This window comes from Herbaspirillum sp. RTI4 (genome assembly GCF_034313965.1).
GTDB lineage: Bacteria > Pseudomonadota > Gammaproteobacteria > Burkholderiales > Burkholderiaceae_D > Herbaspirillum.
On the sequence record NZ_JAVIWQ010000002.1, the window covers coordinates 2,786,195 to 2,807,896 of the forward strand.

The following is a 21,702-nucleotide window of genomic DNA, read 5'->3' on the forward strand; positions in this document are numbered from 1 at the left end:
CCCATGTCCACCCGCCCCGCTTTCGACACCCTGACCCAATCCGCCCAGTTCCAACGCCGTCACATCGGCCCCGACGCAGCACAGCAGCAAGCCATGCTGGCCGCGCTTGGCGTCGACACACTCGCTACCCTGATCGATCAGGTGGTACCGGACAGCATCCGCCAGCGCGCCCCACTGAATCTGCCGGCCAGCTGCACCGAATCAGAAGCACTGGAAACACTGGGCCGCATCGCCCGCCGCAATCAGGTCTGCAAGTCTTACATCGGCATGGGCTATTACGACACCTTCACCCCGCCCGTCATCCTGCGCAACGTCCTGGAAAACCCCGCCTGGTACACCGCCTACACGCCCTACCAGCCAGAAATTTCGCAAGGCCGGCTGGAAGCCTTGCTCAATTTTCAAACCATGGTCTGCGATCTGACCGGCATGCACATCGCCAACGCCTCCATGCTCGATGAAGCCAGCGCTGCCGCCGAAGCCATGAGCTTTTGCCACCGCCTGTCCAAGAGCAAAAGCGAAGTCTTTTTCGTCGCCAGCGATTGCCATCCGCAAACCATCGAAGTCGTCCGCACCCGCGCCGCACCGCTGGGCATTGAAGTCGTCACCGGCGACCCGCGCAGCGATCTGGCCGCGCTGTCCGTCTTCGGCGTACTGCTGCAATATCCCGGCACCTATGGCGATATCGTCGATTACCGCAGCGTCATAGCCGCCGCCCATGCCAGCGGCGCACTGGTCGTCGTCGCCGCCGATTTGCTGGCGCTGACATTGCTGACGCCGCCCGGCGAATTCGGCGCTGATGTCGCCATCGGCACCACCCAGCGCTTCGGTGTACAGATGGGTTTCGGCGGCCCGCACGCCGCCTACTTCGCCACCCGACTGGAAAACCAGCGCACGCTGCCCGGACGGCTGGTCGGCGTCTCAATCGACAGCCACGGTCAGCCCGCGCTGCGTCTGGCCATGCAAACCCGCGAGCAGCATATCCGCCGCGAAAAAGCCACCAGCAACATCTGCACCGCCCAAGTTCTGCTGGCCGTCATGGCCGGCTTGTATGCCACCTATCACGGCGCAGAGGGCCTGAGCATCATCGCCCGCCGCGTCCACCGTCTGACCGCCACTTTCGCCGCTGGACTCAGCGAATTCGGCTACGCCATCAGCACGCCCCATTTTTTCGACACCGTGACCATCGATAGCGGCGCGCGCACGACCGAACTGCACGCCTTGACACACATCGCCGGCATCAACCTGCGCATCATCGATGACGGCCGAATCGGTGTCTCGTTCGATGAAACCACCCGCGTCGAAGACGTCGAAGCCTTGTGGAATGTATTCGCCTTCGGCAAACCGGCACTGTCCTTCAGCGCCCTGGAATCGCGTACTGCCGACGCTCTGCCCGATGCGCTGCTGCGCAAGAGCGATTTCCTGACGCATCCGGTTTTCAGCCAATACCGTTCGGAAACCGAAATGCTGCGCTACCTGCGTCGCTTGGCCGACAAAGATCTGGCGCTGGATCGCACCATGATCCCGCTGGGCAGCTGCACCATGAAACTCAACGCCACCACCGAAATGATCCCGGTGACCTGGAAAGAATTCGGCGGACTGCATCCCTTCGCCCCAGCCAGCCAGACCGAAGGCTATCGCGAACTGACCGACGAACTCGAACAGATGCTGTGCGAAATCACCGGCTACGACGCCGTCTCGCTGCAACCGAACGCCGGTTCGCAAGGCGAATACGCCGGTCTGCTGGCCATCCGCGCCTACCATGCCAGCCGCAACGACCATGCACGCAGCATCTGCCTGATTCCCTCCTCCGCGCACGGCACTAATCCGGCCAGCGCGCACATGGCTGGCATGCAAGTGGTGGTGGTGGCCTGCGACAAAGACGGCAACATTGATGTTGCCGATCTGACCGCCAAGGCCGAACTGCACAGTGCCGCACTGGCCGCAATCATGATCACCTACCCCTCCACCCACGGCGTATTCGAGTCCCGGGTCGGCGAAATCTGCGATATCGTCCATGCGCACGGCGGGCAGGTCTACATCGACGGTGCCAACATGAATGCGCTAGTCGGACTGGCGCAGCCGGGCGTATTCGGCGGCGATGTCTCGCATCTGAATCTGCATAAAACCTTTTGTATCCCACACGGCGGCGGCGGCCCCGGCGTCGGTCCTATCGGCGTCAAAGCGCATCTGGCAGCGTTTCTGCCCGGCAACCGCACCGGCAAACTGGACGGCATCGGTGCCGTATGCGCCGCGCCTTACGGCAGCGCCAGCATCCTGCCCATCACCTGGACTTACCTCCGCCTGATGGGGCCAGACGGCGTGCGGCGCGCGACCGAAATGGCCATCCTCAACGCCAATTACATCGCCGCCCGCCTGTCGCCGCACTATCCGATTCTGTATAGCGGCCCCAAGGGACGCGTTGCGCACGAATGCATCATCGACTTGCGCCCGCTCAAGGAAAGCTCCGGCATCAGCGTCGACGATGTGGCCAAGCGCCTGATTGACTTCGGCTTCCACGCTCCCACCATGAGTTTCCCGGTGGCTGGCACGCTGATGATTGAACCGACCGAATCGGAATCCAAAGTCGAACTCGACCGCTTCATCGACGCCATGATTGCCATCCGCAAGGAAATCAGCGACGTCGAACAAGGCCGCAGCCACGCCACCGACAATCCGCTGCGGCACGCCCCGCACACGGCGGCGGCGCTGGTCGGCGAATGGACGCATGGCTACAGTCGCGAGCAAGCGGTCTATCCACGCGGATTGGCGCACGACCATCTGTCCAAATACTGGCCGCCGGTAGGCCGTATCGACAACGTTTACGGCGACCGCAACCTGGTCTGCTCCTGCCCGCCGCTCTCCGACTACGAAGATGGCAAGCAATAAGCTGATTTAAGGATCAAGCCCTCATGGCCATCAGCGTATTCGACCTCTTCAAAATCGGCATCGGCCCTTCCAGTTCACACACGGTCGGGCCGATGCGTGCCGCCGCGCTTTTCGTCAACGGGCTGGCGACACATCAATTGCTGGAACAGGTTGCCGCCATCAAGTCCGAACTGTTCGGCTCGCTCGGCGCGACCGGGCGCGGTCACGGTACGGATAGCGCGGTTTTGCTGGGACTGGAAGGCGAACAGCCGGACAGCATCGCCATCGACACCGTTACCCCACGGGTAGCCGCCATCCGTGCCGACGGTCTGCTGCACCTGCTTGGCCGCCACCCCATCGTCTTTCGTGAAAAGGAGCATCTGCTGTTTTACCGCCGCGAAACCCTGGCCTTCCATTCCAACGGCATGCGCTTTACCGCCACCGGAAACGACGGTGCAGTGCTGGCCTGCAAAACCTATTACTCGGTCGGCGGCGGCTTTGTGGTCGATGAACAGGCAGTCGGCAAACAGCGCATCGCAGCGGAAACCAGCGTCTTGCCTCACCCCTTCCATTCGGGCGATGAGTTGCTCGCCCTGTGCCACGAACGGGGCTGTTCGATCAGCCAACTGATGCTGGACAACGAACAAGTCTGGCGCGACGAAGCCACCATCCGGCGCGAGTTGCTGCACATCTGGGAAGTCATGCAGCAATGTGTGCAGCGCGGCGCGCAACAGGAAGGCATCTTGCCCGGCGGTTTGCACGTCAAACGCCGCGCCGCCGCCTTGTATCGCAAACTCTGCGCGCTGCCCTCGGACAGCCTGGCCGATCCATTGGCGACGCTGGACTGGATCGGTTTTTACGCCCTCGCCGTCAACGAAGAAAACGCCAGCGGCGGCCGGGTCGTTACCGCGCCGACCAACGGTGCCGCCGGCATCATTCCTGCCGTGCTGCATTACTACCTGCGCTTCATCCCGGGTGCCAACGAGGACGGCGTAGTGCGTTTCCTCCTGACCGCCGCCGCCATCGGTCTGTTGTACAAGGAAAACGCCTCGATCTCCGGCGCTGAAGTCGGCTGTCAGGGCGAAGTCGGCGTTGCCTGCTCGATGGCGGCGGCCGGGCTGGCCGAAGTCCTCGGCGGCAGCGTGGCGCAAGTGGAAAACGCTGCCGAAATCGGCATGGAACACAATCTCGGCCTGACCTGCGACCCCATCGGCGGGTTAGTGCAGGTGCCGTGCATAGAACGTAATGCCATGGGCGCGGTCAAGGCAGTTAACGCCGCCCGCATGGCGCTCAATGGCGATGGCCATCATCATGTTTCCCTCGACAAAGTCATTCGCACCATGCGCCAGACCGGCGCTGACATGAAGACCAAATACAAGGAAACTTCTCGCGGCGGACTCGCCGTCAACATCATCGAATGTTAATCAAGGACTACACCACCATGACAACTACCCCGACACCCGCACAAACGCTGCGTCGCACGCCGCTTTACCGCCTGCATCTGGAACTGGGCGGCAAGATGGTCCCTTTCGCCGGCTATGAAATGCCGGTGTACTACCCGTTAGGGATTTTGAAAGAACACATTCACACAAGGGCAAAGGCCGGTCTGTTCGATGTATCTCACATGGGGCAGGTCAGACTCAGCGGCGCGGATGCCTCCGCCGCGCTGGAAACACTGGCACCGATCGACATCATCGACCTGCCCACCGGCATGCAACGCTACGCGCTGTTCACCGCCGAAGACGGCGGCATCCTTGACGATCTGATGGTGGCCCGTCTGGCGCACGATGAATTGTTCGTGGTCGTCAACGCCGCCTGCAAAGAACAAGACATCGCCCACATGAAGCTCAATCTTGCCAGCCGCTGTCAGGTGCAGGAGCTGACAGACCATGCCCTGCTGGCGCTGCAAGGCCCCGCCGCCGCCGCCGTGCTGGCGCGCCTGCATCCTGGCGTCGCTGATCTCAAATTCATGCAGATTAGTCGTTTCGATCTGGACGGCGTGCGTTGCGTCATCAGCCGCTCCGGCTATACCGGCGAAGACGGCTATGAAATTTCGGTTCCCTCGGCCGATGCGGAAGCGCTGGCACGTCGCCTGCTCACGGAACCGGAAGTCGAAGCCATCGGCCTGGGCGCACGCGATTCTCTGCGACTGGAAGCCGGGCTGTGTCTGTACAGCCATGACATCGATACCGACACCACGCCGATTGAAGGCAGCCTGCTATGGGCCATCTCCCGAGTGCGTCGTCCGGGCGGCGCGCGCGCCGGCGGCTATCCGGGGGACGCCATCATCGCCCGCCAGATCGCCGAGGGCGTCGAGCGCAAGCGCATCGGCTTTATCGTCAAGGAAAAAATGCCGGTCCGGGAAGGCAGCGCGATTACCGATCTCGAAGGCAACGTCATCGGCAAAGTCACCAGCGGCACCTTTGGCCCCTCCTACGGCGGCCCGCTCGGCCTTGGCTATGTCACCACGGCGCACGCCGTACCCGGTACCGCCTTGTTTGCACTGGTACGCGGCAAGCGGGTCGCCATCGAAATCAGTCTGCCGCCGTTTGTGCCGCAACACTATCACCGGGGTTAAGCGCATGAATGCACCGCTTCCGAACAAAGCCGTGGCCGGCGTCAAACTCAGCGCCGCCGAAAAAGTCGCGCGCATCCCGGTCAAAATCACCCCGACTGCACGTCAGGACATGCTGCGCAAACCGTCCTGGATACGCGCTGCCTTTCCCGGCAACCCGGAGGTGCTGGCGCTGAAAAAAACGCTGCGTGAGCATCAGCTCGTGACGGTATGCGAAGAAGCGCGCTGTCCCAACATCGGCGAATGTTTTAGCCACGGCACCGCCACGTTCATGATCATGGGCGAGCTCTGCACCCGCCGCTGCCCGTTTTGCGACGTCGGCCACGGCCGCCCGCTTCCTCTGGATGCGGGAGAACCGCAACGACTGGCCGATACCATCGCTGCCATGCAATTGAAATACGTGGTGATTACCTCGGTCGACCGCGATGACTTGCGCGACGGCGGCGCAGGGCATTTCGCCGCCTGCATCGAGGCGGCAAGGCAAAGCAGCCCGGGGATTCGCGTCGAAATATTAGTGCCGGATTTTCGCGGTCGCCTGTCGCTGGCGCTGACGACCCTCGGCACTGCGCCGCCGGATGTGTTCAACCACAACATGGAAACGGTGCCGCGCCTCTACCTGGAAGCCAGACCGGGTGCCGATTATCAGAATTCGCTGACGCTGCTGGCCGATTTCAAACGCGCCTGGCCGCAAGTGCCGACCAAATCGGGCCTGATGCTGGGGCTCGGTGAAACGGATGAGGAAATCGTGGAAGTCATGCGCGACTTGCGCGCGCATCAGGTGGACATGCTCACGCTCGGTCAGTATTTGCAACCCAGCCTGCACCACCTGCCGGTGAAGCGCTATGTCACGCCGGACGCGTTCGCCAGTCTGCGCGATACCGCCCTTGGACTCGGCTTCAGTCAGGTCGCCTCAGGGCCGATGGTGCGTTCCAGCTACCATGCCGATTTGCAGGCGCAGGGAGTCTGAACAATCGTGCAGGAAGTGTGGAGGACGATGCAAGATCAAACTGACAGATGACCAAGATCGGTACGCCGCGCTAAGATTGCATCGTGTAAGGACTTGGTCAGAGGGACGCTGAAAAGAGGGACGCTGAAAGAGGCCCGCTGAGACCAGGCCCGCTGTCAGGAAAATGAGGGAATCAGGGCAAGACCAGCTTCACCACGGTCAGCAAAATCCCGATGAACAAAGCCACGCCAATCAAGCCAGCCACGACAACGTAGACGGGATTGAAAGACGTGGCGTCCTTTTCAAAATCCGCCCGACGGCGCAAGCCAACGAACGACCAGAAAATAGCGCCCAGCGTTGCAAAAAATGATTTATTTTTAGGCTTCGATTGTGTTGGTTCAGTCATGGTCAGGCCTTTCCCATAGAAGTAAAACAGTCCATCAGTATAACCATACCGGCATGGCGAGAACCGGCTTACGCCAATCGGCTTGCACCGTGCTTAACAGCACGTTCAAAAAGCAAAAAGCCCAACCGGTTAAAGTTGAGCTAAGCGCATGATTACATTGGTGCTGATGAGGCGAATCGAACACCCGACCTACTGATTACGAATCAGTTGCTCTACCAACTGAGCTACATCAGCGTGGGTTTGATTATACCCCAGCATCTTCACCAGGGCGGCGCGCTTGGCCGGCTCCTGCTCGGCGTCAATGGCCGAGGCAACGCCCCATTAATGCCCCAACACTCCCGGCGCTCGCCCTGAAAAAGCAGCAGCCAAATATCGTCCGGTATCAGTCGATTAGCGGTATGCCGTGGCCATAAACCCAGGGTCGCGCCTGACGGTCACGTTCCTGAAACTGCCTGATATCCGCCACCAGACGCAGAGTCTGATCGACTTCATCGAGCCCGGTCAGCAAGGCTTCGCGCTGGGTATCGGGCAGGGTAAATGCCAATCTACTACAAATAAGCAGCCGACAGCCCGCCTGCGCGAGTCTGTCGGCTTACCTTAATGACTTCGCTTAATAGCTTGGCAATTACTTAGCGACCAACGAGCAGCTGCCCTTGTTCATCGGTTGGTAAGCCAATTCACCGGGGATGGTTTTCAGGATTTTCATCAAATCCCATTCCGACTTGGATTCAGACGGTTTTTTAGCCTCAGCCAAATACATGTCATGCACCATACGGCCGTCTTCGCGAATCTTGCCCTTCTTGGCAAAGAAATCATTGATTTCCGTCGCCTTCATTTTTTGCATGACGACTTCTGCGTTATCCGTACCGGCCGCCTGAATCGACTTCAGGTAGTGCATCGTGGCCGAATACATACCTGCCTGAATCATGGTGGGCATCGACTTGTGCAGGGCATAGAAACGCTTCGACCAAGCACGAGTTTCCTCATTCATATCCCAGTAAAAGCCGGTCGTAAACAATAGACCCTGCGCGACATTGAGGCCCATGCCTTTCAGATCGGTATCAAACACCAGGAGCGTTGCCAGTTTCTGGCCGGACTTGGTCAAACCAAATTCAGCCGCACCGCGAACCGCATTTTGCGTATCTTTACCGGCATTCGCCAAACCGATCACTTTGGCCTTCGATGCTTGCGCTTGCAGCAAGAACGAGGAGAAATCATTAGCGCCGAGTGGATGTTTAATGGTGCCAAGCACTTTTCCACCCATGTCCTGTATCACCCGCGTCGTGTCTTTTTCCAGCGAATTACCGAAGGCATAATCGGCCGTCAGGAAAAACCAGGTGTCGCCGCCCGACTCCATGATGGCGCGACCAGTGCCGGTAGCCAGTGCATAAGTGTCATACACATAATGGACGCCATAGGCCGAGCATTCATTGTTGGTCAGCGCGGTGCTTGCCGATCCGGCAAAGATCATCACTTTCTTTTTGCTCGCGCCCAGTTTTTGCAGAGCAATCGCCGCAGCCGAATCGGTCGATTCAATAATCATGTCGACCTTGTCGCGGTCAATCCATTCCGAGGCGCGCGTCACCGCGATATCGACCTTGTTCTGATAGTCGGTCGACACCATTTCAATTTTCTTGCCGGCCACCTTGCCGCCGAAATCATCGATCGCCATCTTGACCGCAGTGACCGCACCAGGGCCGCCGTTAGCGGAATAGACGCCGGTCTTATCAACAATCACGCCAATCTTGACGATATCGTCCGTAAATAAGACGGGGGCTGGAACCGGAGCTTGGGCCTGGACATTGCCAGAAATTAAGCTGGTAAGTAATGCGCCAGATAAAGCACCAGAAAGGGCGAACTTGGATAAATGCATTGCGTCTCCTGTTTTTTATAGGTAAGCGATCTGAAGCAAGCAGCATCCGGAATGGACCGGTTTAGGTGCGACAAACTTCATCGACTAGCTGCTCCCTGAGCGGAGTACAGCAAACTGCGTGCCATCCGGCACGGGAAGGCGATCGCGCCCTTGTTGCGGAGAATTGGCGGAGAATTCGAGGAGCAAATCCGCCGGGAAGTGTCGTCGCTCTACGCGTTTATTGAAGACATGTGTCTGCGCAAACTACATTTATTGTTCGCGCAGACGAGTTGGACAGGGATTAATCGTCCGTCGCCGCAGGATTCATCTGGGCCAGTTTCTTGTACAGATAAGATCGGGAAATATGGAGACTCTCGGCAACTTTTTTCTTGTTACCGTTGAACGTCTGCATCGCCGTTTGAATGATTTCCGCCTCTACCTTGTCCTTCGCATGCTGCATGCTGCTCGCCTGCGGCGCTTTCTCTCCCGGCTCAACCAGAAGCGCGTAGCCAGACATGCCGGCCGCCTCGTCTTGAATGCTCTCCAGATCCCTGGGGCCAATCACATCGGTTTCGCAAAACACCGCCGCCCGCTCCACCGCATGCTGCAGTTGACGGACATTGCCCGGCCAGGGCCTGCTTTGCAGCAGCAGCACCGCCTCCGGGTCCAGCACTTTGGGCTTGCTTCCATGCCGTTGCGCGAAATGCGCCAGAAAAACTTCGGCCAGCTCGGGAATATCTTCCAGCCGGTCGCGCAGCGGCGGCAAACGCAAAGTAATCGTGCTGATGCGGTAGAACACATCCAGCCGGAAACTGCCGTTGGCGATCATGCTCTTGAAATCGCGATTGCTCGCCGAAATCAAACGGAAATCGGAGCGCTTGGCGCGGTCGCCGCCGACGCGCTCAAAGCTGCCATCCTGCAACACCCGCAGTAGCTTGACCTGAATGTCGGGCGGCATATCGCCGATCTCATCGAGGAACAGCGTGCCACGATCGGCCGCTTCAAATTTGCCCTGTCGCCCCTTGCGGTCGGCACCAGTGAACGCACCGGCCTCATAGCCGAACAGCTCACTCTCGACCAGATTGGCAGGCATGGCCGCCGCATTGACCAACACCAGCGGATTGCCGCTGCGTGGGCTCAACAAGTGAATCGCATGGGCCACCAGTTCCTTGCCGGTGCCGCTTTCGCCAACCAACAAGACCGGCACATCAAGCGGCGCCACCTTCACGATATCAGCCTTGAGCTTTTTCACCGCGGCACTGGAACCAATGATCTGATCCAGTCCATAACTGCGATTGCGTATGCCGGACAGTTCGCGCTCATAAAAGCTGACCTGCTTGCGCAGACGGCCGATCTCGTCGCTCATTTCGTGGATCGCATCCGGCCCCTTGAACATCACCTGGCCGATAGCGCCGACACGGCGTGCCTGACGGTCAAAAATAGGTGTGCGCCGAACCACGCGGCTAGTGCCATGCATTTCCTGTAACTGCCCGATTTCCGGCTTGCCGCTGATAGCCACTTCATGCAGATGCGTATTCTCAATCACCTCGGTCACATGCTTGCCGATGGCTTCCAGATGCTTGATGTTGAAGAATTTTTCATGGACCGGGCTCAGATAGCGAACCAGGCCCTTGCTGTCGACCACCGTCATGGCCTCGAACGGATTAGTGATCAGGTGACGCATGATGTCCGTCGCAAAATCGACGCTGCCAAAAAATTCCAGCAGTGCCGTATCCGGCTCGTTATCGAAGATCAAAAAACAGCCGACGCCCGGCGTGTCCGCATAAAAACAGGTCAGCGCGCGTGCCGCGCCCTCCAGCATGAACAGACGTGGAATCGGCATGCTGATGCGTTTGGTCCATTTGGCCGCCAGCGGCTGCGATACCAGAATGCTATGCGCCAGACCGGAGTTCACCATCACCGTATTGTTGTCATCAATGACCAGTATGCCCATGGTGTCACGCTTCATCGTGCCCTCTTTTCTTTATTAGGACTTGCGCAAAAGCCCGCTGGCGTTGTTGCATCGGCTTGCCGTGCTACTCGCACTGCCAGCGGCAATGCGCCTATCCAGCGGGCTTTTGCGCAAGTCCTGTTTATGTACGGCTGTATTCGGAGAAAAAAACACTGTCCTTGATAAGTACACTTGATTCAGAAACTGTCGGCCATGAATGCACAAAAGCAGCATAAAGGCAGCACAACGGCCCCGAATGTACCAGCTTATGGGGCAATGCGTACTTGGCACAGGATTTGCGATAGAAGGCATATTGTCCGAGACCAAGTTATGACTCCATTCGATTTTCTTCCTGCCCCCGATTCCAACGACGGCCTGCACATGCTGGCCGGGATTACCGTCATTGACCTCACTACTTCGGTCGCCGGTCCGTATGCCACGCAACTACTGGCAGACATGGGTGCCACCGTCATCAAGGTCGAGAAACAATTGGCCGGCGACGACGCCCGTGCATGGGGCCCCCCCTTCCTGCATGAAGAATCGCTCTGGTTCCTCAGCGTCAATCGCAACAAGCAAAGCGTCACACTCGACATCAGCTGCGAACGCGGCAGCGCAGTGCTGGACCAGTTGATTGCCAGCGCCGATGTACTGGTCGTCAATCTGGGCGGCCGCACACAGGAAAAGCTGGGCGTCGATTACGCCCGCCTTGCAGCCCTTCATCCGGCGCTGATTCATGTATCGCTGACCGGCTTCGGTCTGCTCGGCGCGCGCGGCGACCTGCCCTGCTACGACCTGATTGCCGAAGGCTATTCCGGCGTCATGGACCTGACCGGCGAACCAGACAACGCGCCACAGAAAGTCGGCACCCCCGCCGCCGACCTGCTTGCCGGACAAGACGCCGCCATGGCCGTGATGGCCGCGCTGCTTGAGCGCCATCGCACCGGGCGCGGCAAACAAATCGATATCTCGATGGTGCGCAGCATGACGCGCTTCATGGCACCACGCATCGTGCCTTATCTCGGCGCTGGCGAAGCCATCACCCGCTCGGGCGGGCGCGACTCAGTCATCGCCATCTATCAGGTATTCCAGACCGCCGACCTGCCGCTGACCTTGGGACTGGGCAACAACGCCATCTGGCAGCGGTTCTGGAAAGCGGTGGGTGAGCCGGACTTTGGCAATGACCCACGCTTTTCCAGCAATCAGCAGCGACGTGAGTATCGGCCTGAAATTGTGGCCAGAATTAGCGCCCTCCTGGCGCAGAAAAACCGCAAGCAATGGCTGGAGATTCTGAGCGCGCAGCGCATACCGGCAGGCCCCATCAACCGGGTCGATGAAGTCGTGCAAGACCCTGAGCTAATAAAAGAAGGACTTTTTTATTCCGCGCAGACCGCCAAAGGCAAGGTGCCGCAGGTGGGCCTCGGCATAGGATTCGACGGCAAGACCCAAGTCCACCGCAGCCCGCCGCCGGTGCTGGGCGAACATACACGCACCGTATTACAGGACCGTCTTGGCATGTCTGCTGACGAAATAACAGCATTGCTTAATGATGGCATCATCTGATAGCCGTATCAGGGCTTACGCAAAAGGCCACTGGCTAGCCGCATTGCCGCAGACAGTGCAAGCGCACGGCAAGGCGATGCAGCAAGGCCAGCTGTTTTTTGCGCAAATCCTGCCTATTTGATTCAAGGAGAAACACATGGAATTCAAAGAAATAATTTACGAAGAAGACGGCCCTATCGGCACCATCACCATGAACCGGCCCGAAGACGGCAATATGTTTACGCCGCTGATGTGCCATGAAATTCGCGACTGCATCAATGCAATCCGGCGCGAAACCCGCACCCGCGTCATCGTCCTGACCGGTGCCGGCGACAAGTTCTTCTGCCTCGGCGGCCGCAAAGAAGGCATGGAAGATACCCAGCTCTATGCCGGTGTCCTGCCAGTGCTGGATATGTATGAAAGCATAGACCGCCTGCAAAAGCCCGTCATTGCCTCCGTCAATGGTTTCGCCGTCGGCGGCGGCAATGTGCTGCAAGTCATTTGCGACATCACTATCGCCAAAGAGAGTGCCACTTTCCGCCAGGTCGGTCCGATAGTGGGCAGCTTTGATGCTGGCTATGGCACCTGGTACCTGGAAGATCTGGTCGGTAAAAAGCGTGCCAAGGAAATCTGGTTCTGCAATCCAAAAATGACGGCGCAGGAAGCCATGTCGATCGGTCTGATCAATAAGGTCGTGCCGGATGCGGACCTCAAAGAAGAAACCCGCAAGCTGGCACTGCAAATCGCCGACCGTGGCGCATTCGCGCTGGCCTCGATCAAAGCGGCATTCAGTGCGCGTCATGGCGGCGTGGGCGGACTATCGCGCATGACGCATGACTTGTTGCTGCCCGGCTATCTCGGCACCGACGAGCATGCGGAACTGGCCGAGTCCTTTGCCCAGCGTCGCAGTCCTGACACGTCTAAATTCGGCAAATAAGCAGAAAATAAGCAGCAAGCAAGCAGTAAATAAGCAACAAGTAACCGGCAAGCAACCACGACTGACACCGACACCATGCAGAACATTCTTACCCTGCACAGCCCGCAACTGGCACGCGATCATTATCTTTCCGGCGTATGGCAGAATGAAACGCTGTACTCGCTGGCGCGTTCTCACGCGCAGGAGCGCCCCACCGCCTGCGCCCTGCGCGATGTGCATACCCGGCTGACCTGGCGCGAACTGGTCGACTGGGCCAACAGCGTCTCGCAAGTACTACATGACGCCGGACTGCGCAGCGGCGATAGGGTGGCCACCTGGCTGCCTAGCTGCGTCGAAGCACTGGTCGTGTTTCTGGCCTGCTCCCGCAACGGCTATATCTGCACGCCTTCGCTGCACCAGAATCACACCACCGAAGAAATCATGGTGTTGCTGCGCCGGGTGCAGTGCAAGGCGCTGTTTGCCATGCCCGGCTATGGCGCGGATGCCGAGCGTCACTCGATCTTCGACGTCGCCGGAACTCTGCCGTCGATGAAGAAATTGTTTGCCTTGTCACCGGCCGATACCGACACCGATGCACTGCCAGCGCCCGTCGGCAGCAGCCCGTTTCCCGACCGCACTGCGCCCGTCGTCCTGTCCCCGCCCGATCTCAACCCGGACAAAATCACTTACCTCGCCTTCACCTCCGGCACCACTGGCATGCCCAAAGGGGTGATGCATAGCGACAATACTTTGCTCGCCAATGGACGCGCCATTGCCGGCGACTGGCGTCATGGCAGCGATACGGTTATTTTGTCGCTCAGCCCGATGAGCCATCACATCGGCACCGTGGCCTTCGAACAGATGCTGGTCATCGGCTGCGAACTGGTGCTGCATCACGCTGCCGCCGGCAAGTCCGCGCTGGACTGGATACGGGAAACCAATGCCACCTATGTCATGGGGGTGCCGACCCATGCCATCGACCTGCTCGCCGCACTGCGCCAGCGCGGTATGTCCTCCCTGGGTCAAGTCAAAACCTTTTACATGGCCGGTACGCTGATCCCGCGTGAAATTGCCGAGCAGTTCCTCAAGCTGGGTATGACGCCGCAAAACATTTACGGCATGACGGAAAACGGCTCCCATCAATATCCGCTGCCGACCGATAGCATCGATACCATCGTCTCCACCTGTGGGCGCGCATGCCGCGGCTACGAAGTGCGTCTGTTCAAACAGGAAAACCCGGACGTCGAAGTCGAGCCCGGCGAAATCGGCGAGATCGGTGGACGTGGCGGTCTGCTGATGCTGGGCTACTTCGACAATCAGGCTGCGACAGAAAACTCCTTCAATGCCAATGGCTGGTTCATGAGCGGCGATCTCGGCCAGTTCGATAGCATGGGCGCGCTGCGCATCGTCGGCCGCAAGAAAGACCTGATCATCCGCGGCGGCCACAACATCTATCCCGCCAAAATCGAAGATCTGGCGCTGCGCCACCCCGGCGTGCTGAAAGTCGCTGCCTACCCGATCGCACATGAGCGCCTGGGCGAACAGGTCTGCATGGCCATCATTGCCCGCCCCGGCGTGCAGGTCGAGGCCCACGACATCGTGCAACACCTGCGCGATGCCGGACTATCGAAATACGATATGCCGGAATACTTCCTCTGCATGGACGAGTTTCCGATGACCGCCAGCGGCAAAATCCTCAAGCGCGATCTGGTCGAACTGACCCGCACCGGCAAGATCATTCCGACGCCGATTAACAAAGTCAATGCAAAAAAAACTGAGAAAACAGGTGCGGAAACAACTGCTCTGGCAAAGGAAGAGAAAACCGTATGAGCATCCATCTGCTGTACCAAAATCAAGTCGCCGTACTGCAAATAGACCGGCCTCAGGCCCTCAATGCGCTGAGCTTTGACTTGCTGGACAAGATCGGCGCGGCAATCACCACAGTCAGCAAATCGGATGCGCGCGCGCTGGTGATTGTCGGTAACGGCGACAAAGCCTTCTGCGCCGGGGCCGACATCAAGGAACTGCAAGATCGCAGTCTGCTGGAACAAAAGCGCGGCGCCGAACTCGGGCAAGCCGTCATGGCAAAACTGGACCGACTGCCGATTCCCTCAATCGCCGTCATTCACGGCTACGCCTTCGGCGGCGGTCTGGAACTGGCACTGGCCTGCACCTTTCGCGTGGCGACACCCAAGGCCAAGATGGGACTGCCGGAAATCAAACTCGGTCTGATCCCCGGCTACGGCGGCACGCAGCGCCTGCCACGATTGATTGGCGAAGCGCGCGCATTGGAAATCATTCTCTCCGGCCGCACCGTGGACGCGGTGGAAGCGGAACGGATCGGTCTGGTCAATCGTCTCGTCGACGGCACCGATGCCATCGCCATCGGCTGCGACTATGCCCAGCAATTCCTCGGCTACAGCCTCTGCGCCTCGCTGTTTGCCCGCGAAGCTGTGCAACGTGCGCTGGCAGTGCCGCTGGCCGATGGTCTGCGCATCGAGTCCGACCTTTCCACACTGGCTTACCAGACAGCCGACGCGCGCGAAGGCATGCAAGCTTTCGTCGACAAGCGCCCTCCTCTTTTCAAGGATCAATAACGATGAAACAGTCCTGCATAATCGTCACCGGCGCCAGCCGCGGCATCGGTGCCGCCATCGCTGAAATGCTGGCACAGGCCGGCTTCATGGTCGGCTGCCTGTCCCGCTCGGGCGATCTGCCGCAGCGGCCGAACGCCAGTCCGGAAGTGCGACAACGCTGGCTTGCCGCCGCCTGCGACGTCACCGACGCCGACGCCGTGCGCGCCGCCATGCAAGACATCAGCGCCCGCTGCGGCGTGCCGGTCAGCGGACTGGTCAACAACGCCGGCATCCATCTCGAAGGCAAATCGGAATCTTTCCCTCTCGACCAGTTCGAGCAAGTGATGCGCACCAACGCGACCTCCGTGCTGATCGGCAGCCAGAGCGTATTTCCGCTACTGCGCGAACATGGCGGTCTGATCGTCAATATCGGTTCGTTTTTCGACAAGATGGGCGTCAAGCGCAATCTGGCGTATTGCGCTTCCAAGGCGGCGGTCGGCGCCATCACCCGCTGTCTGGCGGTGGAATGGGCCTCGGTCGGCATCCGGGTCATCGATGTCGCGCCGGGCTATATCGCCACCGACCTCAACCGCGACTCGCTCTCCAGCGGCCCCTTGCGCGCGTTCCTGGAAAAACGGATTCCGCGCGGCGAACCCGGCACCGCCGAAGAAGTCGGCGCGCTGGTGGCGCAACTGTTTTCCATGCCTTGCCATTTCCTCTCGGGCGAAACAATTTATATCGATGGCGCGCAAGGTATTGCGCACTGATGAAAGGACGACCATGAAGCTGCTGGAACGATTAGATGAGCGCCTGCCCCTGACACAAGAAGAACGCATGCTGCTCGACAGCGTGCGCGTACTGGCGCGGGAACAAATTGCACCGCATGCAAAGCAAGCGGATGAAACCGCTGAATTCCCGTGGGAGAACGTGAACGCGATCAACCAGCTCGGTCTCAACGCCATGTTCATCCCCGAAGAATACGGCGGTGCGGCCTTGTCCTTTACTTGTTATCTGGCCTGCGTCAGAGAAATTTCCAAAGCCTGCGCCTCCACCGGCATCATTTGGGCCACTAACTATCACGCGATCAAGCCCGTCATCGAATACGGTAACGAAGAACAAAAGGCACGCCTGCTGCCCCGAATCGCTGAAGGCGGACTGGCCGCGCTGGCCATCACCGAACCGTCGGCCGGATCGGATGCCACCGGCATGAAAACCACGTTTCGTCCCGATGGCGATCACATCGTCATCAACGGCGGCAAGACCTTCATCACCAATGGCGACGTCGCTGACCTCTATCTGCTGTTTGGCAAATGGAGCGAAATCGACCATCCGAAAGCCGCCATCTCCACGCTGGTACTGGAAAAAGGCACGCCGGGTCTGAAGCTCATTGGTATCGAAAACAAAATGGGTACCCGCGCCTCCAGCACTGCCACACTGGCCTTCGACAACTGCCGCGTGCCACGCGCCAACCTGCTGCAAGAACCGGGTGATGGACTCAAGATTTTGTTCGGTTCGCTCAATCGTTCGCGCCCTAGCGTAGCGGCACATGCACTAGGTATCGCCCGCGCCGCATTCGAGGATGCGGTCGCCTACATCAATGAGCGCAAACAGTCGGGCAAAAAGATTCTTGAATTTCAGGGCGTGCAATTCCTGCTGGCCGATCTGGCAGCGGAACTGACCATGTGCGAGTCCTATCTGTGGCAGGTCGCCGCCATGGTGGAAGCCGGCGAAACCGATTTCGGCACCGAAGCGTCGATCCTGAAGTTGCGCGCCACCGATGCGGCCATGCAGATCAGCACCGAGGCGGTACAACTGTTCGGCGGCTATGGCTACTGCAAGGATTACCGGGTCGAGCGTCTGATGCGCGACGCCAAGATTACGCAGATATGGGAAGGCACTAACCAGATTCACCGACAGCTCATCGGTCGCAGCTTTCTTACCAAATAGGAATCCAATATGACCACCATCAAGACCGTCGGCGTCGCCGGCAGCGGCACCATGGGTACCGGCATTGCCATCGTCGCCGCGCGCGCAGGTTTTCGCACGCTGGTGTACGACACCCGACAATCGGCGCTGGACAAGGCCAAAGAACAAACACGGGCCTTTCTGGAAAAGTCGGTGCAGCGCAAAAAGCTGGAACAGGCACAGCTCGAGCAGATCATGGCGAACTGGTCCGGTACGACTGATCTGGCCGAGATGGCGGCGTGCGATATCGTGATCGAAGCGGTGTTCGAGGATCTGGCAGTCAAGCATGAACTGTTCAGCAAACTCAATGCGGTATGTCCGCCGCATACCTTGTTTGCATCGAACACCTCCACTATTTCGATTACCGAAATTGCCGGTGGTTGTGGCCGCGCCGATCGCTTTGTCGGCATCCATTTCTGCCTGCCGGCGCAAATGATGAAACTGGTGGAAATGTCGCCCGGCATCAACACCAGCGAGGACAGCTTTCAGCGCGCCTGGGAATTCTCCATCGCGCTCGGACAAAAGCCGGTCAAGACGCAAGACACGCCCGGCTTCATCCTCAACTACTTTCTGATTCCCTTCAATAACGATGCTATCCGTCTGGTCGAACAAGGCGTTGCAGAAGCGGCTGATATCGACAAGGCCATCAAGACGGCGCTGGGTTATCCGATGGGGCCGCTGGAACTGCTCGATCTGGTCGGACTGGATACGCAGCGCCTGCTGTGCGACGCCATGCACGGACTGACCAATGAACCGCGCGCGGCCTGCCCGCCACTGGTAAGACGCATGATCGCCGCCGGCCACCTCGGCAAAAAAACCGGCAAGGGCTTCCATGCCTATGCCGACGCAAAGATGTTTGGAGCCTGACATGAATCCTTCCTACCGCATCATCCAGAACGGTGACAGCGCTTCGTTTCCGGGCGAGCACCTCTTTCTCAGTCAAGCTGAAACCGACACCCGGTCAGCCGCCGTGGTCTATCTCGGCACCGGCAGCGGCGCTGCATTCAGGGCAGCGCCGGATGTTCCTGACGCTCCGAATGTCCCTTTTATCGCCATCGAACTCGGTAATGAATGTCTGGGCGTACACGCTGGCGAGCCGCAAAATGGGGTCCTGACGAACGTACTCGGCTTCGCCCGCTTCCGTCTCGGCGACGCCGAACCCAGCGCGCTGATCGAGCTGGTGCGGCAGTCATCCACTTCTGAAGCGGCGCTTGCCGCCGCCAAAGCGGCATTCGAAGCTGCCGGCTTGACCGTCGCCGTGTGCAATGATTTTCCGGGACGCATCGTCAACCGACTGGTGCGCCCTTACTACAATGCCGCGCTGCGCCGGCTGGACGAAAAACTAGCCACCGCCGCCGATATGGACATGACACTGCGTCTCGGTCTCGGTTATCCCGAAGGCCCGATCGCCCTGTTGCAACGTACCGGCCTGGCCGACCATTACGAAGTCAGCCATGCGCTGTATCAGGCACTCGGGCAGGAACCGTATGCACCGGCACGCGCCGCGCAAGTGGCCCATGCGCGGCAACAGAAAAAAGAAGCCTGATGCAAGCGCTCAAGGGAATCAAGGTCCTCGATTTCAGCACGCTGCTGCCCGGCCCGATGGCGACGCTGCTACTGGCCGAAGCCGGTGCCGAAGTCTTGAAAATCGAACGGCCCGGTAGCGGCGACGAGATGCGCGGCTACACGCCCAAATTCGGCAGCGACAGCGTGAATTTTTCGCTCCTCAATCGCGGCAAGAAATCGATTGCCATCGACCTGAAATCGGAAGAAGAACGCGCGCGTCTGGACCTGCTGCTGCGCGATGCCGACGTGCTGGTCGAGCAGTTCCGTCCCGGCGTCATGCATCGATTGGGGCTGGACTATGAAACTCTCGCGCGCATCAATCCGCGTCTGATCTACTGTTCCATCACCGGTTACGGTCAGACCGGCCCGCTGGCGCAAGTGGCCGCGCACGATCTGAATTATCTGGCCGAGACCGGCATGCTGGGACTGAGTCGCGGCGCGGACGGTGCGCCGGTGCTGCCGCCGGCATTAATTGCCGATATTGGCGGTGGCGCTTATCCGGCGGTGATGAATATTTTGCTGGCATTGCAAAACCGTACCCACACGGGTCAGGGCTGCCATCTCGATATCTCTATGGCCGACAATTTGTTTCCCTTCATGTACTGGGGTCTGGGCAATGGCTGGAGCGAAGGACAGTGGCCCTCGCCCGGCGCGGAACTGGTCACCGGCAGCACGCCGCGCTACCAGATTTATCGCACCAGCGACGGCCGCTATCTTGCTGCGGCACCGCTGGAAGACAAGTTCTGGCACACCTTCCTCGAACTGATAAACATCCGACAGGACGCTTTATCGAAGGACGATGCGGAAGCAATCCGTCAGGTTGCCGCCGTCATTGCGCAACAACCGGCCCGCTACTGGCTGGAAAAATTCAAGGATCGCGACGTCTGCACGGTACTGGTAGCGGATTTGAAAGAGGCAGTTCAACATCCGCACTTTATCGAACGCGGTCTGTTCCAGGAAATATTGAAGGATGGCGAGGGACGCAGCATACCGGCGCTGCCGGTGCCTATTTGCGCGCTATTCCGTCAATCCGTCCCTGCGGCCTCACCGGTGCTGGGGGAATCCAACAAGCTACTTGTAGAGGGGCAAAAATCATGAAGGCGGTACTGATACGTGAATTTGGCGAACCTGCCAGCCTGCGGGTGGAAGAAGTACCCGATCCCATTTGCGGAGACGGTGAGATTCTGATCGAAGTCAAAGCCATCGGCGTGAATTTTCCTGACCTGTTGGTGATACAAGGCAAATACCAGGTTCTGCCGCCACGGCCTTTCAGTCCGGGCAAGGATGTGGCAGGTATCGTGCGCGCTGTCGGTGTCAATGTCAGCACGATCAAAGCAGGCGACCGCGTGATGGCGCAGCTTGAGTTCGGCGCTTATGCCAGTCTGGCGCTGGCGGCGCAGCAGTCCTGCCATGTACTGCCGGAGAGCATGTCGTTTACCGATGCGGCGGCGATGGGTCTGGCTTATCAGACGGCCTACTTCGCGCTGCTTGACCGCGGCGGATTCACATCCGGTGAAGCGGTTCTGGTCAACGGCGCGGCGGGTGGCATTGGTCTGGCGGCGGTGCAAATCGCCCGAAGTCTGGGTGCGACGGTCTTCGCCGGTGTCAACGACCCTGCACATGCGGAACTGGCGCGGCAATATGGCGCGCAGCATATCGTTGATCTTGACGCGTCCAATTTGCGCGACAGCCTGCGCGATCAGGTCTATGCGCTCAACAACGGCAAAGGCGTCGACATCGTGCTTGACCCGCTGGGCGGCGATGTGTTCGATGCCTCACTGCGCGCGCTGACCTGGTGCGGGCGTGCCGTGGTCATCGGTTTTGCCGCTGGCCGCATCCCTGAGATCAAGGCAAACTATCTGCTACTCAAGAATATTGCCGTGAGTGGTTTGCAATGGAGCGATTACCGGGAACGCAGGCCGGAACGCGTCGAGCAGGTGCAGCAGGAATTATTCCGGCTCTATTCGATGGGCGCGCTCAAACCGCATGTGGCACAGGCACTGCCGCTGGCGCAGTTCGCGGATGCGCTCGCGGTGCTGCAAAAAGGCAAATCGGTGGGGAAGCAAGTGCTGATCATTGACTGACGCCCAGTCAACCCACAGTTGACATCGTGCGGCGTTCGGCGTCACACCATCACAAACGCGTCCGCATCCATTGCACTTGCACTTGCACTCTGCCCCAAAAACACGGCGACCCATTTCTACGCGGAAGGGTAAAGTATCGTCCTATTCAAATACGCCATGAATATTTCACAACAGGACGAACCCCATGCCAATAGAAATCCCCAAGGAAGCCCGCAAAGAGGCGATCACCTCCATCGAGCGCTACTTCCGTGAACACATGGAAGAGCCGATCAGCGGACTCACTGCTGACGCGCTGCTCAGTTTTTTCATAGAGGAAATCGGCGCGACGATCTATAACAAGGCCGTCGTCGACGTGCAGCAAAAACTCCAGCTCAGAGTCATGGAAGTCGACCTTGAGGTGCATGAAGAGGAGTTCAAGTACTGGCGCAAATTTGATCGCCAGCGCAAGAGCAAATGAGAAG

General features: G+C 59.1%; 20 protein-coding genes and 1 tRNA gene. 16 read left to right on the forward strand and 5 right to left on the reverse strand.

What is annotated here, in order from left to right:
* The first annotated feature begins 3 nt into the window (after nucleotides 1-3).
* The 4 genes from gcvP to lipA are packed head-to-tail and all read left to right on the forward strand — an operon-like array spanning nucleotide 4 to nucleotide 6,407.
* Nucleotides 4-2,886 carry an aminomethyl-transferring glycine dehydrogenase gene (gene gcvP / locus RGU70_RS12360; protein WP_322209696.1) on the forward strand — a complete coding sequence of 961 codons (2,883 nt, stop codon included), beginning with the start codon at nucleotides 4-6 and terminating at the stop codon, nucleotides 2,884-2,886.
* Between the two features lie 23 nt (nucleotides 2,887-2,909).
* Complete coding sequence (locus tag RGU70_RS12365) at nucleotides 2,910-4,289, forward strand: L-serine ammonia-lyase (protein ID WP_322209697.1); 1,380 nt, start codon at nucleotides 2,910-2,912, stop codon at nucleotides 4,287-4,289.
* Nucleotides 4,290-4,306: 17 nt separating this feature from the next.
* Nucleotides 4,307-5,443 (forward strand): glycine cleavage system aminomethyltransferase GcvT, encoded by a 1,137-nt coding sequence (gene gcvT / locus RGU70_RS12370; protein WP_322209698.1) that lies wholly within the window; start codon nucleotides 4,307-4,309, stop codon nucleotides 5,441-5,443.
* 4 nt (nucleotides 5,444-5,447) lie between these two features.
* The gene (gene lipA / locus RGU70_RS12375) at nucleotides 5,448-6,407 is read left to right on the forward strand and encodes a lipoyl synthase (RefSeq protein WP_322209699.1); all 960 of its coding nucleotides are present in this window, start codon (nucleotides 5,448-5,450) and stop codon (nucleotides 6,405-6,407) included.
* Between the two features lie 172 nt (nucleotides 6,408-6,579).
* On the opposite strand, the gene RGU70_RS12380 is transcribed toward lipA, so the two are convergent.
* The 5 genes from RGU70_RS12380 to RGU70_RS12400 form a co-directional block, all read right to left on the reverse strand.
* A complete protein-coding gene (locus RGU70_RS12380; protein WP_322209700.1) occupies nucleotides 6,580-6,792 on the reverse strand; it encodes a DUF2970 domain-containing protein in 213 nt (70 codons plus the stop codon).
* Between the two features lie 158 nt (nucleotides 6,793-6,950).
* A tRNA-Thr gene (locus RGU70_RS12385) sits at nucleotides 6,951-7,026 on the reverse strand.
* A 148-nt stretch (nucleotides 7,027-7,174) separates the two neighbouring features.
* Nucleotides 7,175-7,336 (reverse strand): hypothetical protein, encoded by a 162-nt coding sequence (locus tag RGU70_RS12390; protein WP_322209701.1) that lies wholly within the window; start codon nucleotides 7,334-7,336, stop codon nucleotides 7,175-7,177.
* Between the two features lie 81 nt (nucleotides 7,337-7,417).
* A complete protein-coding gene (locus RGU70_RS12395) occupies nucleotides 7,418-8,665 on the reverse strand; it encodes an ABC transporter substrate-binding protein (protein WP_322209702.1) in 1,248 nt (415 codons plus the stop codon).
* Nucleotides 8,666-8,945: 280 nt separating this feature from the next.
* A complete protein-coding gene (locus RGU70_RS12400; RefSeq protein WP_322209703.1) occupies nucleotides 8,946-10,613 on the reverse strand; it encodes a sigma-54 interaction domain-containing protein in 1,668 nt (555 codons plus the stop codon).
* A 312-nt stretch (nucleotides 10,614-10,925) separates the two neighbouring features.
* Between RGU70_RS12400 and RGU70_RS12405 the strand changes: the two genes are divergently transcribed.
* The 12 genes from RGU70_RS12405 to RGU70_RS12460 all read left to right on the forward strand — a co-directional run bounded on the left by RGU70_RS12405 (nucleotide 10,926) and on the right by RGU70_RS12460 (nucleotide 21,698).
* Complete coding sequence (locus RGU70_RS12405) at nucleotides 10,926-12,155, forward strand: CoA transferase (RefSeq protein WP_322209704.1); 1,230 nt, start codon at nucleotides 10,926-10,928, stop codon at nucleotides 12,153-12,155.
* The gene (locus RGU70_RS12410; protein WP_322209705.1) at nucleotides 12,139-12,276 is read left to right on the forward strand and encodes a hypothetical protein; all 138 of its coding nucleotides are present in this window, start codon (nucleotides 12,139-12,141) and stop codon (nucleotides 12,274-12,276) included. The genes RGU70_RS12405 and RGU70_RS12410 overlap by 17 nt, the downstream gene beginning before the upstream one ends.
* Before the next feature lie 15 nt (nucleotides 12,277-12,291).
* Entirely contained in the window at nucleotides 12,292-13,071 is a 780-nt protein-coding gene (locus RGU70_RS12415; protein WP_322209706.1) for an enoyl-CoA hydratase-related protein, read from the forward strand.
* A 75-nt stretch (nucleotides 13,072-13,146) separates the two neighbouring features.
* Nucleotides 13,147-14,880: a class I adenylate-forming enzyme family protein gene (locus tag RGU70_RS12420; RefSeq protein ID WP_322209707.1), complete on the forward strand. Its 1,734-nt coding sequence runs from the start codon at nucleotides 13,147-13,149 to the stop codon at nucleotides 14,878-14,880.
* Entirely contained in the window at nucleotides 14,877-15,647 is a 771-nt protein-coding gene (locus tag RGU70_RS12425) for an enoyl-CoA hydratase/isomerase family protein (RefSeq protein WP_322209708.1), read from the forward strand. The genes RGU70_RS12420 and RGU70_RS12425 overlap by 4 nt, the downstream gene beginning before the upstream one ends.
* 2 nt (nucleotides 15,648-15,649) lie before the next feature.
* Nucleotides 15,650-16,393 (forward strand): SDR family oxidoreductase, encoded by a 744-nt coding sequence (locus tag RGU70_RS12430; RefSeq protein ID WP_322209709.1) that lies wholly within the window; start codon nucleotides 15,650-15,652, stop codon nucleotides 16,391-16,393.
* A gap of 13 nt (nucleotides 16,394-16,406) precedes the next feature.
* Nucleotides 16,407-17,573 (forward strand): acyl-CoA dehydrogenase family protein, encoded by a 1,167-nt coding sequence (locus tag RGU70_RS12435; RefSeq protein WP_322209710.1) that lies wholly within the window; start codon nucleotides 16,407-16,409, stop codon nucleotides 17,571-17,573.
* A gap of 9 nt (nucleotides 17,574-17,582) precedes the next feature.
* On the forward strand, nucleotides 17,583-18,458 hold the full coding sequence (locus tag RGU70_RS12440; RefSeq protein ID WP_322209711.1) for a 3-hydroxyacyl-CoA dehydrogenase family protein: 876 nt from the start codon (nucleotides 17,583-17,585) through the stop codon (nucleotides 18,456-18,458).
* Nucleotide 18,459: 1 nt separating this feature from the next.
* The gene (locus RGU70_RS12445; protein WP_322209712.1) at nucleotides 18,460-19,137 is read left to right on the forward strand and encodes a 3-hydroxyacyl-CoA dehydrogenase family protein; all 678 of its coding nucleotides are present in this window, start codon (nucleotides 18,460-18,462) and stop codon (nucleotides 19,135-19,137) included.
* Nucleotides 19,137-20,255: a CaiB/BaiF CoA-transferase family protein gene (locus tag RGU70_RS12450; RefSeq protein WP_322209713.1), complete on the forward strand. Its 1,119-nt coding sequence runs from the start codon at nucleotides 19,137-19,139 to the stop codon at nucleotides 20,253-20,255. Before RGU70_RS12445 ends, RGU70_RS12450 begins: the two co-directional genes overlap by 1 nt.
* The gene (locus RGU70_RS12455) at nucleotides 20,252-21,241 is read left to right on the forward strand and encodes an NADPH:quinone oxidoreductase family protein (protein WP_322209714.1); all 990 of its coding nucleotides are present in this window, start codon (nucleotides 20,252-20,254) and stop codon (nucleotides 21,239-21,241) included. The genes RGU70_RS12450 and RGU70_RS12455 overlap by 4 nt, the downstream gene beginning before the upstream one ends.
* 184 nt (nucleotides 21,242-21,425) lie before the next feature.
* Nucleotides 21,426-21,698, forward strand: a complete 273-nt coding sequence (locus RGU70_RS12460) for a DUF2164 domain-containing protein (protein WP_322209715.1) — start codon at nucleotides 21,426-21,428, stop codon at nucleotides 21,696-21,698.
* Nucleotides 21,699-21,702: the final 4 nt, after the last annotated feature.

Coding starts and splice junctions, on each gene's coding strand:
- RGU70_RS12405 (WP_322209704.1), top strand. CDS start 10,926: ATGACTCCATTCGATTTTCTTCCTGCCCCCGATTCCAACGACGGCCTG.
- RGU70_RS12445 (WP_322209712.1), top strand. CDS start 18,460: ATGAATCCTTCCTACCGCATCATCCAGAACGGTGACAGCGCTTCGTTT.
- RGU70_RS12395 (WP_322209702.1), bottom strand. CDS start 8,665: ATGCATTTATCCAAGTTCGCCCTTTCTGGTGCTTTATCTGGCGCATTA.
- RGU70_RS12425 (WP_322209708.1), top strand. CDS start 14,877: ATGAGCATCCATCTGCTGTACCAAAATCAAGTCGCCGTACTGCAAATA.
- RGU70_RS12430 (WP_322209709.1), top strand. CDS start 15,650: ATGAAACAGTCCTGCATAATCGTCACCGGCGCCAGCCGCGGCATCGGT.
- RGU70_RS12440 (WP_322209711.1), top strand. CDS start 17,583: ATGACCACCATCAAGACCGTCGGCGTCGCCGGCAGCGGCACCATGGGT.
- RGU70_RS12460 (WP_322209715.1), top strand. CDS start 21,426: ATGCCAATAGAAATCCCCAAGGAAGCCCGCAAAGAGGCGATCACCTCC.
- RGU70_RS12435 (WP_322209710.1), top strand. CDS start 16,407: ATGAAGCTGCTGGAACGATTAGATGAGCGCCTGCCCCTGACACAAGAA.
- RGU70_RS12415 (WP_322209706.1), top strand. CDS start 12,292: ATGGAATTCAAAGAAATAATTTACGAAGAAGACGGCCCTATCGGCACC.
- gcvP (WP_322209696.1), top strand. CDS start 4: ATGTCCACCCGCCCCGCTTTCGACACCCTGACCCAATCCGCCCAGTTC.
- lipA (WP_322209699.1), top strand. CDS start 5,448: ATGAATGCACCGCTTCCGAACAAAGCCGTGGCCGGCGTCAAACTCAGC.
- RGU70_RS12380 (WP_322209700.1), bottom strand. CDS start 6,792: ATGACTGAACCAACACAATCGAAGCCTAAAAATAAATCATTTTTTGCA.
- gcvT (WP_322209698.1), top strand. CDS start 4,307: ATGACAACTACCCCGACACCCGCACAAACGCTGCGTCGCACGCCGCTT.
- RGU70_RS12455 (WP_322209714.1), top strand. CDS start 20,252: ATGAAGGCGGTACTGATACGTGAATTTGGCGAACCTGCCAGCCTGCGG.
- RGU70_RS12410 (WP_322209705.1), top strand. CDS start 12,139: ATGATGGCATCATCTGATAGCCGTATCAGGGCTTACGCAAAAGGCCAC.
- RGU70_RS12450 (WP_322209713.1), top strand. CDS start 19,137: ATGCAAGCGCTCAAGGGAATCAAGGTCCTCGATTTCAGCACGCTGCTG.
- RGU70_RS12400 (WP_322209703.1), bottom strand. CDS start 10,613: ATGAAGCGTGACACCATGGGCATACTGGTCATTGATGACAACAATACG.
- RGU70_RS12420 (WP_322209707.1), top strand. CDS start 13,147: ATGCAGAACATTCTTACCCTGCACAGCCCGCAACTGGCACGCGATCAT.
- RGU70_RS12365 (WP_322209697.1), top strand. CDS start 2,910: ATGGCCATCAGCGTATTCGACCTCTTCAAAATCGGCATCGGCCCTTCC.